This is a genomic window from Bradyrhizobium sp. CIR48, assembly GCF_014198315.1.
In the GTDB taxonomy this organism is placed as follows: Bacteria; Pseudomonadota; Alphaproteobacteria; order Rhizobiales; family Xanthobacteraceae; genus Bradyrhizobium.
In genome coordinates this window covers 235,757-250,054 of sequence record NZ_JACIHG010000008.1, presented here as the reverse complement: position 1 = coordinate 250,054, position 14,298 = coordinate 235,757, and the positions used below count along the sequence as shown (strand labels likewise).

The following is a 14,298-nucleotide window of genomic DNA, read 5'->3' as shown; positions in this document are numbered from 1 at the left end:
ACCTAGGCCGCGACAGCCGTGTCTTCCTTCACGCCGCGGGCGACGATGCGAAGCGTCCCGTCGGGTAGCGGCCGTTGCAGCTTCAGGGCCTCGTCCGGGGGCGCGGTCATCCAGGTCTCGACCTCTTCTGGCGTCGTCAGGATCACCGGCATCGCCCTCGGATGTATCGCGCCAACCTCCGCGTTCGCTTCCGTCGTCAGGAACGCGAAGAGGTCGTTGGTGGTCTCGCCTTCCTTGACCTTTCGGACCGACGTCCAGTTGGCCCAGATGCCGGCGAAGCAGGCGAGCGGGCGGGCCTCGTCGAGCGCGAACCAGATGTCGCCACCCTCGGCCTTGTTGAACTCGCTGAACGAGCTGAACGGCACCACGCAGCGGTGCTCCGTACCCAGCCAGCGGGTCCAATGCTTCGACTTCACGTTCCGGATGTTAGTCGTGCCGCTGTCCGGCTCCATCCGGAGCAATTCCTTGAAATCGACGGTCTTGCCCTTGGCCTGTAGCTTCTCGGCCCGCTTCTTCGTCGCGTCCATGAGCGCTTTCGACGACGACGGCATGCCCCAGCGGGCAAGCGCGAGCTCCCGGCCGTCGGCGCCGGTCCGGATGATCGGCGCCTTGTAATCCGGAAACACGCCGGGCATCGGGGCGAGGTTGCCGACGTACTGGTTGACGACGCGAAACAGCGCACTGATGGCGACCTGGTTGGTCGTGATCGAATAGAGATTGCACATCGTCAGGTCTCCGGAGCGGCCTGGCGAGGGCGCTGCACCAACTGTAGCAGCGTGGCCGCCGGCCTGCGATTGGCCTTGGCGCACTTGCTGCAGCGGAGCCGGCTCGCCAGGTCATGGACTGCGGTCGTCGGAGGGTGCCGCAAGGCTGCGAGATCGACGTCGCGCCGTGTCTTGCAGCGCGAGCATTCGATCTCGAGCCATGCGTAGCCGCCATTGATCGCCTCGTCGATCGTCGGAGACGGGTCGATGGGCTCGCCGTCGGCCCACATGCGTTCGTTCCAGGACTCGCACAGGAGACGGTCGGCCTGCTTGATCAGGGCCTCGCCCTTGGCCCGGGCTTCGGCTGCCTGAGTGGCGAGGATCGTCGTCATCGCGCGGGCCTTCCCCAATTCCTTATGCAGCGCCTTGCGGTCGCCGCCAGAGAGAGGGGTCGGGTGGTGCTTTGGGGCCACGGCCGGTCCCATCGACTACGGCGTCTCGTACGACGGCCAGCAGCCGTCTTCCTCATGCCGCCCGGTCCGGTTGATGCAGGTGTTGTTCAGCAGGCGCTGGCCGACGTCCCGCCAGATCGCGTTCTGACCGTACAGTCTGATCACGTCGACCTTCTGGATCTCGACGGTCCGGGCGCAGCGTCGGCAGGACACCCTCAGTAAATGCTGCGGAACTTGGCTTAGCTGCTGTAGGCGTCCGGACGCGCCGGGGCCCGCCTCCCCAGCGTCGGCGCGGGGGTCATCCAGGAGTGCCTGCCAGTATTCCGGCGGCAGGTCGGCGTCCGGAGCCAGTCCGGGCGCGGGAGGGGCCCTCCTGCCGACGGCGGAGGCCATCTGTTCCATCTGTCGTCGGGTCGGCATGCGCCAGCTGGCGGGGCGGTCGGTCATGTCGAATTAGAACATATCAAGAACATATGTCGAGTCGTTTCCGGGCCTGGCGAGAGATTTCTCGTCCGCGTCGCCCACGCCGCGCGCCTAAGCCTTTGACGATTTTGGAGCCGTGGAGAACGTCCGTTGTGAGCACGAATAGGGTTGGCGATGGCACGGTAACGTCGATCGTTCCGGATGGTGGCGCGCGGCGCATCGGTCTCGCTTTGTCCGGCGGCGGCGTCCGCGCCGCAACCTTCCACCTTGGTGTCCTCAGACGTCTCGCTGCGGAAGGTGCGCTGGAACGGGTTTCCGTGGTGTCAACGGTTTCCGGCGGAAGCCTCGTGACGGCTGCGGTCGTGGCGGCAGCCGGAATGAAATGGCCGTCCTCGAAAGATTTCATGGAGGATGTCTATCCTGCGATGAGGAGCAGGATGACGTCGCGCGACCTGTTCAGCCTCGAGGCCATCGGTTGGCGCGGGCTTGCCGAGTTCAACATGGATCTCGCCCGCAATCGGGCGTCCGTGCTCGCCAGGCTGTTGGAGCGGAATTGGGGCGTCTCGGGCACGCTTGCCGACTTGCCGGATGCCCCGCATTGGCTGATCAACACGACCTGTTTCGACACCGGCAAGAACTGGCGGTTTGCCAAGCGCGAGATGGGAGATTGGAGCTTCGGGCGACACTATGCACCCGAGGTCGCGCTGTCGGTCGCGGCGGCCGCCTCCGCGGCAGTCCCTTACGTGATCGGCGCGATGCGGCTGTCGTTGCCGGCCGCCGGCTGGTGGGAAACCGATCCGGCGACCGGCAGGCAGGTACGCTCTCGCGAACCTGCCAGACGCGAGGTGCGGCTTTGGGATGGGGGCGCCTATGACAACATGGGACTTGAGGCCGTCACCAAGCCCGGCAAGGGTCTGCGGCATTGCGATTTCCTGATCTGCAGCGACGCCTCCGGCCCGCTCGCTGCGCCAGGCCGTTCGCCGCTGGCGGCCTTGTTCGGCGGCGGGCTGACCAGTCCGCGCCTGTTCGACGTCGCAGGCGACCAGATCCGCGCGCTGCGCTCGAGGGTGCTGATCGCCGACATCGCATCGAAGACGATCGACGGCGTGTTGCTGCGCATGGGCAACTCGGTACGCGCGGTTGACGTCAAGAACGATCTTGTCCGGCCCGTCGGCTATTACGACCGCTTTCAGACTGACGAGCAGGCGACGATGGCGCTGCGGCACCCCACCGACCTGAAGGCCCTTTCCTTCACTGCCTTCGACGATCTGGCGCGGCACGGCTTCGAGATCGCCGACGCAACGCTCACGACCTACGCCGCGACAGGCTTTCCGAAATCGCACTGCTGGGGTGACCGCGCATGAGAGGAATCAGGACGCGCTTCCGCGCATATCATCTCGGAAATCCGGGGTCGTCGTTCTCATATTTCGCCGACGGTCATTTCACGATGATCGAGGCGCGATTGACGGACGAGAGCCGAGCACAGGTCGAACGCGAGATGTTCGAGAAGTGCGGCGTCGAACACGCCGACGTCCTGCACATCACCAGTTGGGATGCGGACCACTGCAACAAGTTCGAGCTCCCCGACCTGCTGAACCTGATTAGGCCGATGAAGATCGAGTGCCCCGGCTACGACCCGCACAAGGACTACGGTCATGGAGAGGAATGCCTGGAGATGATCGCCGAATACCGGGCGAGGCGCCGCAACACGGGCAGCACCCCGATCATCCGGCACATCACTCCGAAATACATCCAAGGCCTCGAGCATGCGTCGGAGAAGGCCTTCCGGGACACGCTGTACAACCCCCTGCACATCAGCGACAACGCCAACGACAACTCGACCGTCAAGCTGTTCCGCAAGGGCAGCTTCAACGTGCTCAGTCTGGGCGACGTGGAGTCGCCGCTCATCGGCGCGAGGCTTCGCCGGCAGCGCGTGCTGAGAAGCGAGGTCGACGTAATGATCCTGGCTCATCACGGCGCCGACAACGGGTTCACGACCAAGAAATTCTTGAATCACATCGAACCGGACGTGGCGATCTGCTCGTCGGACCACGACAACATGTACGATCATCCCCGCGAGGAGATTTGCGAACTGCTGCACGAGCAGGGCATCCACCTGAAGACGACGAAGACCGGCGACGTCATCATCCGATCCACGGGAGAACACACCGGCGGGTACGAGGTGATCAATCTGATCGGGAGGTCGACCAAGGAATCGTCGCGGGTCGAAGGCCTGTACTCCAAGAAGAGCGGCATCCTCGACGCCAACGGCGACACGCTTCGCCAGCGCTACGGCGCCAAGAGGTCCTGGCCGCGCTGAGCCCAGATGCGGCCTATTTCGACAGATCCGCCTTGAGGGCTTCCACCGTCGTACCCATGCAGACGCGGATGTCGTCGTCTCCGACGATGATCATCAACGCGGGGCAGCCGTCGGATGCAAGGCTGTCCGTCAGCCAGGCGATCTGGGCGACGTCGATGTGGCTAGGGTTGGTGGAATGGTTCCGGGGGTGGGAATGCCACTCGCCCACGTACCTGACCTGGTCGAGCGTGCGCTCCATCGCGTCGAACACGCGCTGCTTGAGGCCGCCTGTCCCGCGCTCGAACATCGCGGGCGAGCCGCGGCTGTCCGGCGGCTGGTCCCACGCATCGACGACGTCGATCCGCATGGCCGCGACGTCGACCACGCCCATCAGCACGCCGCCGGTCTCGTTCGGAAGGTGCTCGGCCCGCATGCCTTTGAGACGACGTTCGACGCCGGGATCGATGAAGACGCGCCACAGCGAAGGGTGGACCCGTGGCGGCTCCACGTGCCGGGCGCAGACTCCGACCGCACCGCTTTCCGCGAGCGACCAGATTTGAACGAGCGCTTCGTCGCGATCGATCGCTTTCGACAGCCCCATCCCGACCAGCCCGCTCAAGGCTACGGCCCTTGCCGCCGGAATGCGATTGGTCACTGAGCGGCAGGCACCCGCATAGGGGATCGCGTTGGCCGACTGGGAGAGATGGTCGGCGAGTTCCTCCTTCGTCAGGATCTGCGCGTAATATGCCGCCTCCAGCGCGCGAAGATCGGTCTTCCCTTCCCGGTCCTGAACGAGAAGCACGGCCGCTGTGCCGGCCGGATTGAAGAACGCGCTGACCCGGCGCGCGCCGATGTCCAGGTCGGCGATCGCCCGGGCCACGGGGATGGAGGCGGAAGTGTCGATGATGACGTCGGCTGCGCGAAGAGCGGCGGCCATCTCGTCGTCGTGGACGTCCAGAAAATCCGCCACGATCGCCTCGCATGAAACGCCCGATCGCAGCGTCCGCAGCCTTGCGGCGACGTGATCCGCCTTGAACGCGCCGGCCGATTGCAGAGTCAGCGTGTGCCGCGCCAGGTTGTGCGGCAGCAGATAGTCCTTGTCGACAACGGTCCAATCGAAGCGCCCCTCGCGGACGAGCGCCTCCGAGAGATTCGATCCGATGGATCCGGCCCCCACGATCACGGCCTTGCGCCGGTCGGGCGCGGCGAGGCCGGACATCGTGGCGGCCGTTTCCGCATCGAATTCGACGTGGGCGATTGCCGTACCGAGCGAGATCGAGGCGAGCCGCAGCGGGTCGGGCGCGGCCGGCACGATCTGGCGCACGAACCCTTGCTGGATGCCGACGTCTGACCGGTTCTCGAGCAGGCGGCCCAGTGCGACGCCGACCTCGCCGAGAGACTGATCGGTCACGAATGCCAGGTTGTCCGTTCGCGTGACGGTGCCGGTCGCCGGGTCGATGACCGGCACCTTCAGCGCGACCGCGAGCCGCGACGTGAGGCGGAAGACGTCCCTTCGCTGGATGCCCGCCCAACTGTCGATCTTGCCGCCGAGATCGGCCACGAGGTCGATGCCGTGATCGGCCAATTCGCGCACCAGTTCGGCGAGCGTGGTCGGGACGTGACGGAGCCGCCTCATGTTCTGGGGCGGTAGCTCGTAGGTCGTCATGACGATGCCGCCGACGGAGGCCGCGCCGTGGCGCTCGGGCGAGTATGTCTCGGCGATGATGACGGGATGCCGTTTGCCGGCCTGGATGAAGCCGACGAGATCGGCCCTGCCGGCCGGCCCCTGAGCGAACACCGACGCAGGCAGGATGATCTCGAAGGTTACGCCGGTGAAGTGCGGATCGAGCGCGCGTCCGGTCTCGTGCAGCTCGCCCATCCCGGCCAGTTTGAACCAGTTCAGGATCCGGAAGAGCAGCTGTCCCGCGGTGTAGGTCAGTCTGGCCTCCACCCAAGGACGGTCGTCGACGCACAGGCAGGCGGGGATTTGCTCAGGCACCCAGTTCTGATGGGGGGTGTCCGGAAAGTCGGGCCGCAACGCCAGCACGATCGGCGCTGCGCATTCTTGCGGAAAGAGGATCGCGACGGGCTCCGACCGGTTCAGGGGATAGGCAGGACGCTGGGGTCGCGCGGTCTGCACCTCGAGCACCAGCACCTCGGCGGCGCCGCCTCGGCGCGCGCCGAGGATCCCGGCGACGCCGGCGCCGTGGGTCGAAAGCAGGCGGACGAGCTGCGACGCGACCAGTATCTGCAGATCGGCCGGATCGCAGGCCTCGCCCCACTGACCGAGCCACGGGTGGAACATGTCAGCCGGCCCGCGCGGAGGTCGAGGTGATGGTGCCGATAACCGTCGGCGCCACGATGCTCAGCCGGGTGCCCCGGCTGGTGATCTCGACTTCGAGGGGCTTGGGAGATGCCGCATTCGGCGACTCCATCGTGACCTTGAAGTCGCCTGCCTTGTCGTCGACGACCCGGCGGTGATGATTGGCGGCCTGACGATGGGGCGGCTGCACATCCTTGTCCTCGCTCGTGCCCTTGGCCGGGATCGGGTAGCTCGGCGACACGATGATGCATCCTTCGCGGCTCTGGCTCTCGAACAGCCACTTCACGTCGGGCACGGCGACCGTTTCGTCGATACCGCGATCCGGTCCGAGGGACAGGTAGGAGCAATGGTGGAACAGCTTTAGGATGTCCCAGAGCAGACGATCTTCGCGGCTGTGCCGCTTCGTGGTCTGGACGATCTTCGACAGGGTGTCGTAGTCGACGTCGGATCCGCAGATCGCATACGTCTCGTTGCCGCCCTCGTCGAAGGTGACCTGAAACACGATCGAATCCTGGTTGCGGTCTTCGACTTCCCGGTCGTTGACCCGCCAGGCGAACGGCGAGTGCACGAAGAATTCGGCCTTTGCGCTGCCTACCTTGCTGAAGCCCGGCACCAACTGGCCAGCGTCGACGATGCAATGGGCGCGGTCGGCGACGGTCAGCCCGCGGGAGGCAAGGAAATCGTGAAGGCGCGCCGGGCGGGAAAAGACTTTGATACCTTCGCCTTTTTCCAGCCTGTACCGGGCCTCCTGCCGGATGATGCGGGCATCGCCGTCGAGCCCCTCCTCGGTGATCACCGCCGCGGGGACCCACATCTCGTTCATCTTGATACGGTCGGAGCCCTGGTATTTCGACGCGTGCCTGAACCAGAAGAAGTCCGCGGCCCCCTTCACATGGTCGCTGTCGAGATGTGAGAAGCAGACGGCGTCGTAATCGTCCCGGTTCGTATCCTTGAGGGCCTGCCGGAGAAGCGCCGGCAGATCGCACCGGCGGTCCGTATCGTCTTCGGCGCAGCGCATGTTGGCATAGTCGACCAGGATCGTCTGGCCGTTGGCCAGGTCGATCCTGGTGGTATCGGCATTGCCGAGAGGAAAGAAAGTAATTTTCGCGGTCATTTGAACTCCCTGGTTGTAGGCGGCGGGAACTGTGTCATCATCCACTTAGGCGCACCCTGCCCGCCCACGCGGACACGAATTTTCCGTGTCCGCGTGGGCGGCGAGCCGCGCCTAAGCCAGTGTGACGACATGCCGGGGACTGGATGACGACGAGCGTGACGGAGGAATCGACGGAAGATCGGCCCGCCGGCGAGACCTATTCGCCGGACGAGCTTCGGGCGTTGATTGCCGCTTTCACCCCTCTGGACTGGCTGCGCGTCAGGAAGGCCGCGATGTACTTCTCCAAGCGCTGCCGCGTCGAATGGAGCGAACTTCAGAACGAGGCACTGGTCAGAAGCCTGGACGGCCGTCGAAATTGTCCTAGGGACGTCGCGGTGACGACATTTCTCGGGAATGTCATCCGCAGCATCGCGTCCGAGGTCCATGGAGCCGACGGCCACGTGCACCTGTCCGAAGAGTTGGAGGCGCAGCAGAGTGGTCCGTCGGGATTGACGGATTTGACCAAGCCGGCCGATCCTGCCGCCTCGACCATGGATGCCCAGAAGATCCTCGCCGAAGTGATCTCGGTCTTTGACGGAGACGTAACGAGCGAGATGCTATTCGAGGGGATGATCGATGGAATTGAAGGACAGGAACTTAGGGAGCTTTTGGAGCTTCCGCAAAAGGACTTCGATTCCAAAAGGCGTCTCGTACGGCGCCGTTTGAACAACTATGCCGAAAGGAATCCCCATGTCGGATGACGGGACCAAGAAGGCGAGAGTTCGGGTCGAACGGATGGACGACTTCGTGTTGGAGGATATCTTTTCTATTTCGGACGAGGATCTGCTGAAGGAAGCGATGGAAGACGGTGTCGACCTGACTGCGGTGGGCGAGGCCGGACTTGCATCGCTGGAGCGGGCGCAGCTGATGGTCGGAAAGCGGCGCATGGCGGTCATAAGGCGAGAGATGGAGCTCGACGCCCGGAAGCCCGCGTTAAAGCCCGTACGTGGCGCGTCCCAAGCCGATCTTCAGGGCATCCTAGCGCGCAACCGGGAAGCCGCCAGCAAGTTGACCATGGCGGCCCGCAACGAATCAGGTTCGTTGGACGACGACGCCGAAGGAATATTGGCCGACTTCATAGAATTGGGAGCCGTTACCGGGGAGGGCGAAGGAGAGACATAATGAGTTACTCGGCGCCCGAGCGCTTGTTGCGGTCATTGGGGATAGAAAAACCCGAAGAAATTGACTTGGAGGCCGTCGCCTGGAGCATCGGCGCGAAAGTCAAATATCGTCCCCTGAAATCGTGCGAGGCGCGCATCTGCGGGTGCGGCGACAAGGCGATCATCTCCGTCGACGACACGAAGATTCCGCAGCGGCGACGATTCTCGGTCGCTCACGAGATCGGGCATTGGACCTACCACCGCGGTCAGCTTCTGGTCTGTAGGACGAGAGACATCGGGAGCTTCGGTGGGTTCCGTAAGGGGGCGACCGATCCGGAATTCGTAGCCGATCAGTTTGCTTCTGAGTTGCTTCTGCCCGCCTACATACTCCGGCCAATCATAGCTCAGTATAAGACCCTGAACCTCAAGACCGTCGGCGAAATTTCGACCGCCTTCGGCGCGAGCCGCACCGCCACCGCCATTCGCCTAGTTCAGAGCAACAAATTTCACGCCATGCTTGTGTGTCATGGCCAGAAGGGGCGGCGCTGGTTTCTCAGACCTCCCTGCGTTCCCGATCACTGGTTTCCGCGCGACGAACTCGATCGAGAAAGTTACGCGTTCGAGACGCTCTACGGCTCCAAGGTCGAGCAAACCCATCCGAGAAAGATCGATGCCGATGCCTGGTTCGACCGCCGCGGCGCGGAGCGCTATCAAATGCTCGAGCACACATTTCCTTTGCCGAACGACGAAATTCTCACCCTGCTCACCTTCACGGATGCGGAGATGATGGAGGAGAAGGATACCTCGTGGTCTTACAGGCGAAGGAAGTGAAGGCCGATTGCGCGGCGCATGAGCTCCCGGGAGCCGCTGGGCGGGAAAAGCGTGGCGGATCAGGTCAACGCCAGTAGCGCATGATGCAGTGATCTATTACGCCGGTGTATACACGCAGCCAGGCAGTGCCTCGACTCCGAAAGACCATGCAGCACGCTGTCGATCAACACGCTCGCACCGTACGTGCTGACGGAGCTGATCGAGCGGCTTGGTTGCCCTATGGTAGCAGCCCAACCAGCTCGGCGCGTTCGTCATCTAGCTCCTTCGACTTGCGCTTGAAGTCGGCAAGATCGAACGTCCCATAGACAACGTGGTTCTTGGACGCTTCGAGGAGCTGGCTCATGCGGGAAGTGATCGGATTTAAATTATCGTCCTTCCAACCCGCGAGGTCATTTGCATACTCTGGGTTGTCTTTATGGTTATCCCAAATGTAGTCCATGATGTTCACGTCGAGCATCATGATGTCTTCAGCGTACGAGCGGCAGAGATCGATCTGTTTCTCTGTTTGTTCGCCAATACCAAGCAAGCTCTTTCCAAGCGTAGAGAGACAAGCGTCTGTCGTTACTGAGACGACGTAAAAGCCAACAGACAGGAACGCAAGATGATCGTTTGTGGCCTCGGGAAATATTTGGAGGTAGCGGTTGCGGATCATCTGAGCGCCGATGTCGGTCTTCGCCTTGTGAAGGCAGACATACATAGTGCGCCAAATGATCTGGTTCATGATCTCGGTGAGGCAGGCCGCGCGCTGCATTGAGACAGTTGCGCCCTCGGCGATCCTGTCGAGAGATGGCTTGAGGAATTGCTCGCGATAATACTCCGTGACAGTCGTCGGCACGCCGTTCACGTTGCAGAGCGTTCGGCCCATGGTAGCAAGCAACTCTGGAGGTACGGGCGGCTCTTTTATGAAACCGTCGCAATAGCTGTAGATGTCGGCGCGCGAAAGTGATCGGCCAGCCGACGTTTTGATTGAAAGTCCAAGGTTTTTGAAAAGCCCCATCACCCTAGCCTAAACGGGCAATAGGCAGGTGAAAAGAGGGACCTGCTGGGCGACCATGCTGCAAGTCAGCTCGGAAAGGCATTGTGTCAAGCGCGTGCTCGGGTAGGATTGGCTGCTATCGACCGACGGTGGTGCGCCAGACATTTACGTGATCGAAGTGCTGAAGCGAAGACGGGTGAGTGCTTCGCTCAAAAAGACGCCGCTGATCCTATCTTGTTTAGCGCGGGCAGCCAGCCGTGCGGCTTCGTTCACGACCCAGGCGGCGTCGCTCATCGGGCGCCCCGCCAACGCCTGGCTGGTTTTTGACAGATCCAGCGCGTCGTGCGGCCGCTCCTTCAGCATGCCCTTCAGGGCAAGTTCGACTTCCTCCTTCGTGGGGTAGTCGACAAGCACCGAGTGGTCGAACCGTCCAGTTCTCAAGACGGCGGGATCGAGCGCTTCCTTCCTGTTCGTCGTTGCCAGGACCAGGACGCCGTTCTTGGCGGCCGCTTCGATCATTCTGAGGATCTCGGTCAGTTCCTCGACCTTGTGGTCCTGAGACATCGGCCCACGCGCCGACGCGACAGCGTCAATCTCCTCCAGGACGAGCAGCGACGGGGCGCTGCGTTTGGCCTGTTCGAAGGCCTGCCGCATCGCGACGGTCGTCTGATGGATGAAGGGGCTTCCGATCTCGCCGAGATCCAGCCTGAAGGTCGGCCGCCGCAGCGCGGCGACCAGCGTATCCACCGCGTGGGTCTTGCCTGATCCGGGTGGTCCGTAGAGCAGAATTCCGTTCGGCAACTGCACCCTCAGCGCCTGATACCTATCGGGATCGGCGCTCGGCTCGATGACGTACTCGCGAAAGAAAGCCTCGAGGGAAGGGCGACCGGGTAAGGCGAAGGCTTCTGGCGCGACCGGCTCCGCGAGTTCGGAAACACCGAGTGCCGACAGGAAGAAGGAGATGTCGTCGGCGGAGACCCAAGGATTGGCGCCGCGCACCGATCCGACGTCCAGGGCGGATGCCCGCGAAGCCGTAAGTATCTGCCCGGCTACCTGCCTCATGTCTTCCGCTGCCTCGGCGTCCTTCACCGGCAGGCACGCTTCCAGCGCCGGCAGAAACAGGGCGCTCGCCACCTCGGCCGACGGAGCGCGCCGGCGCATGTCGGCGATTGCCTTGCCGAGGGCTCTGACGTCGCTGGTCGTGGGAAGTCCAAAACGCTTCGGCCAGTGAAGCAACGGCACGGGCTCGGAGGACTTCGTTACCGGCATGGTCAGGAAGCGGCGGCCGCCGAACTCGAACTCGGCGAACTGCGAGGCACCGTCGATCCGGGCCGCGTCATCCGCGGGCGGCTCACCGCCGGCGAGAACGAGGATGAGGGCGTCGCCCGTCTGTTCCTGCAGCACCTGATAGCCCGGCCCTTCCGCCCGCAGCCTGCCGACCGTTCCGGATACGAGCTTGTGACCGATCGGAAACCAAGGAAAGCCGGACATGCTACTTCATCAGGCCGGCCAGAGCCGCGCTTGCCGCGTTCTTGGCGGTGGTCGGTATCTGGTTCTCGAGAATTCGTCCGATGGTCCGGCGCAATCCGTCCAGATCGTTTCGGTCGATGCTTGCCTGTCCGTCGGCGACCAGCCTGTCGTGCAGCGCCTTGTCGATGGCCAGGTGGCGTTCGCGGGAGAAGGCGAGGAACAAGTCGACCTGAAAGCCAGGATGCTCCTTGGCGCCATTGATGAAGATCGCGAACATTTCGGAGTGAGACTTTCGCGCGTCGTCGGGCCGGCCATGGCGGAGCGCCTCCCGAACCTGCGCGAGCAGCGCGTCGAACCGATCGTTCGTGGATTTGGGCGCGTGGGGCCGGACGATGGAATCGTAGTCCTGGACCAGACGATCCGTCTCTTCCGTCACAACGGCGCCTACGTTTTCGGGACGGTTCTTGATGCGGGAGATTTCCTGCCTGATGGCGCGGCCCTCCTCGGCGATCGACCGCCGCGTATCCGCTTCGAAGGACGTCCTCAGATTCTCGCGTTGCTCGTCCAGCCGCCGGTTCAGTTCCTGCGTCTCGGCGCTGCGCTTCGCACCGAGGGCGCGCTCGAGTTCTTCCAGTTCGGTCGCGGTCGTGTCGAGGACGGAGTTGGCGAGCTCCTCGCCTTCCTGCCCTTCGAAGCTCTTTCTGGCCCCGTGGTCCGTGAACATCTTGCCGGTGTCGAAGCGACGACCGATCGAGGGCACTTCGAGCGCGCAGTTCAGGAGGCCGTTTTCGTCGAGATTCCAGTGCACGCGGACGACGTCGCCGCGACGGATGATATCGCCGATTTCCAGCTGGGAGCCCTCGACCCGGAAGCTTCCGACATGGAGATTGAGGGCCGGATCTGTCACGCCCGCCTCCATCTGGTAGACCTCGAAATCGAGCCCTGCCTTCTCTCCACCCTTCAGATCGTTCGCGGCTCGGTAGGTCTCGGTGCCGGACGCCGGAATCGATTGTCCCTTCGCCACCAGTTCGTGGAGCGTATTCTTGGGGAGACCCCCTTCCTCGACCACCACCTTGACGGCGATGGTGTGGGTGATCGGCGTGCCTGAAGACGACGCGTCCGTGCGTTTCACCACGAGCCTGGTTTCGGCCTCCTGCACGGGATTTCCGGATCGGTCGAACACCATCACCCGGAACTGGTTGTCGCCCCGGCGCGCGACGGGCACGTCGTTGACGGAAGTGGTGCCGTCGAGAGGCAGCTGCCCGCTGGTCCAACCCATGTCGCTGTCGATTTGGAGGCGATAGCCTTGGCCTTGCGCTTCCGGCTGCGGCCTGACCCTTATCCGAATCCGCGCATCCGAAGTGCGCTCCGGATAGCCGTATTCGATCTTGACCGCCCCACCCGCCTTGGCCGTCGCCCGCGTCGGTTTGGCTGTCACGGTTTCGCCGGACCAGTCGCGGCTCTCGGCGAAGATCGCGGCACCGAACGCGACCGCGGTCATCGGATCGGAATCGAGGTCTCCGGTGATGCCCAGTTGATCCGGCACGCGCGAACGCACGATCGGCATGCGCGTCGGACCGCCGATGAACACGACGCGATCGATGTCGCCGCTCTGGTAGCCGTTCTCCTTGAGTAGCTTCCGGCACGCGTCGATCGATCGGTCGACCTGATCGGAGACCAGATCCTCGAGCTGCCGTCGGTCGAACGGAATGTCGAGGTAGATTTCCTTCCCGGCCATGTCGCGGGACGCGAGTTGGCTTTCGTCGGCGGAAATGCGCGTGGCGGGCTGCGCCGACAATTCGATCTTGGCCTTCTCCGCATAGAAGGCCGCGATCCTGAGCACGCGCTGATAGGTCGGATCCTTCTGCAGGTCGTCCGGAAGATCGAACTGGTCCATGAGCCAGGGCCGGACGATCTCGTTCACGACGCGGCGGTCGAAATCGGTGCCGCCCAGCATGTTGATGCCGCCGTGACCCACGACGTTGATCGTACTGCCGACGCTCTGCACGATGGCGACGTCGAACGTACCCCCTCCCAGATCGTAGACGAGGAATTGACCGTCCTTCAGCGCCGAATTGCGTCGTTGACGATCGGCGATCGACGCCATCGCGGCTGCGATCGGTTCCTGGACCAGGCCGACGCGGCCGATGCCGGCGGCCTGCGCCGCCCGCATGGTCGCTTCGCACTGCATCTGGTTGAACGCCGCCGGGATCGTGATGACGGTGCCCTCAAGATCGAACTGACCTGCCGCCAGCTTGGCCTGCGCCAGGAGCGTCTTGAGCAGTTCGGCGCTCGCCTCTTCGGCGCTCATCGACCGGTCCGCGCTTCTGAACTCGATGGGGCTCGAGGTCCCCATGAGGCGCTTGAACTTCTTGCCTACATTTTCCGGCGAGAAGGCATCCTGCTCGTAGGCCCGCTTGCCGACGAACAATCCGCCCCGCCGGTCGATCATGATCGCGCTGGGAAGCACGTCCGATCCGTCCACCGTCTTGTAGAGGCGCAATTCCCGACCGTCGTTGCCGACGATGGCCGAATTGGACGTTCCCAAATCGATGCCGAGATACATG

General features: G+C 63.5%; 13 protein-coding genes. 5 read left to right on the top strand and 8 right to left on the bottom strand.

Annotated features, from left to right (window positions below; translation table 11 throughout):
- Positions 1-2: 2 nt before the first annotated feature.
- The 3 genes from GGD66_RS24990 to GGD66_RS24980 are packed head-to-tail and all read right to left on the bottom strand — an operon-like array spanning position 3 to position 1,603.
- A complete protein-coding gene (locus GGD66_RS24990) occupies positions 3-725 on the bottom strand; it encodes an SOS response-associated peptidase (protein ID WP_183259284.1) in 723 nt (240 codons plus the stop codon).
- Positions 726-727: 2 nt separating this feature from the next.
- A complete protein-coding gene (locus GGD66_RS24985) occupies positions 728-1,177 on the bottom strand; it encodes a hypothetical protein (protein ID WP_183259415.1) in 450 nt (149 codons plus the stop codon).
- Between the two features lie 15 nt (positions 1,178-1,192).
- A complete protein-coding gene (locus GGD66_RS24980) occupies positions 1,193-1,603 on the bottom strand; it encodes a hypothetical protein (protein WP_183259283.1) in 411 nt (136 codons plus the stop codon).
- A 128-nt stretch (positions 1,604-1,731) separates the two neighbouring features.
- On the opposite strand from GGD66_RS24980, the gene GGD66_RS24975 reads away from it, so the two are divergent.
- Positions 1,732-2,943, top strand: coding sequence for a patatin-like phospholipase family protein (locus GGD66_RS24975; RefSeq protein WP_210321658.1), 1,212 nt, complete (start codon positions 1,732-1,734; stop codon positions 2,941-2,943).
- Positions 2,940-3,899, top strand: a complete 960-nt coding sequence (locus GGD66_RS24970; protein ID WP_183259281.1) for a hypothetical protein — start codon at positions 2,940-2,942, stop codon at positions 3,897-3,899. The genes GGD66_RS24975 and GGD66_RS24970 overlap by 4 nt, the downstream gene beginning before the upstream one ends.
- A 13-nt stretch (positions 3,900-3,912) precedes the next feature.
- Here the strand turns inward: GGD66_RS24970 and GGD66_RS24965 are convergent, their stop codons facing one another.
- Entirely contained in the window at positions 3,913-6,183 is a 2,271-nt protein-coding gene (locus GGD66_RS24965; protein WP_183259280.1) for a ThiF family adenylyltransferase, read from the bottom strand.
- A 1-nt stretch (position 6,184) separates the two neighbouring features.
- Positions 6,185-7,315: a hypothetical protein gene (locus GGD66_RS24960; protein ID WP_183259279.1), complete on the bottom strand. Its 1,131-nt coding sequence runs from the start codon at positions 7,313-7,315 to the stop codon at positions 6,185-6,187.
- A 143-nt stretch (positions 7,316-7,458) separates the two neighbouring features.
- Between GGD66_RS24960 and GGD66_RS24955 the strand changes: the two genes are divergently transcribed.
- The 3 genes from GGD66_RS24955 to GGD66_RS24945 are packed head-to-tail and all read left to right on the top strand — an operon-like array spanning position 7,459 to position 9,285.
- Positions 7,459-8,055, top strand: coding sequence for a hypothetical protein (locus GGD66_RS24955; protein ID WP_183259278.1), 597 nt, complete (start codon positions 7,459-7,461; stop codon positions 8,053-8,055).
- Positions 8,045-8,476 (top strand): hypothetical protein, encoded by a 432-nt coding sequence (locus GGD66_RS24950; protein ID WP_183259277.1) that lies wholly within the window; start codon positions 8,045-8,047, stop codon positions 8,474-8,476. Before GGD66_RS24955 ends, GGD66_RS24950 begins: the two co-directional genes overlap by 11 nt.
- Positions 8,476-9,285 (top strand): ImmA/IrrE family metallo-endopeptidase, encoded by an 810-nt coding sequence (locus tag GGD66_RS24945; protein WP_183259276.1) that lies wholly within the window; start codon positions 8,476-8,478, stop codon positions 9,283-9,285. The genes GGD66_RS24950 and GGD66_RS24945 overlap by 1 nt, the downstream gene beginning before the upstream one ends.
- Before the next feature lie 217 nt (positions 9,286-9,502).
- Here GGD66_RS24945 and GGD66_RS24940 read toward each other — a convergent pair whose 3' ends face one another.
- The 3 genes from GGD66_RS24940 to GGD66_RS24930 all read right to left on the bottom strand — a co-directional run bounded on the left by GGD66_RS24940 (position 9,503) and on the right by GGD66_RS24930 (position 14,297).
- The gene (locus tag GGD66_RS24940) at positions 9,503-10,282 is read right to left on the bottom strand and encodes a hypothetical protein (protein ID WP_183259275.1); all 780 of its coding nucleotides are present in this window, start codon (positions 10,280-10,282) and stop codon (positions 9,503-9,505) included.
- A gap of 144 nt (positions 10,283-10,426) precedes the next feature.
- Complete coding sequence (locus GGD66_RS24935) at positions 10,427-11,752, bottom strand: AAA family ATPase (protein ID WP_183259274.1); 1,326 nt, start codon at positions 11,750-11,752, stop codon at positions 10,427-10,429.
- Between the two features lies 1 nt (position 11,753).
- Positions 11,754-14,297, bottom strand: a complete 2,544-nt coding sequence (locus GGD66_RS24930) for an Hsp70 family protein (protein ID WP_246788980.1) — start codon at positions 14,295-14,297, stop codon at positions 11,754-11,756.
- Position 14,298 lies beyond the last annotated feature (1 nt).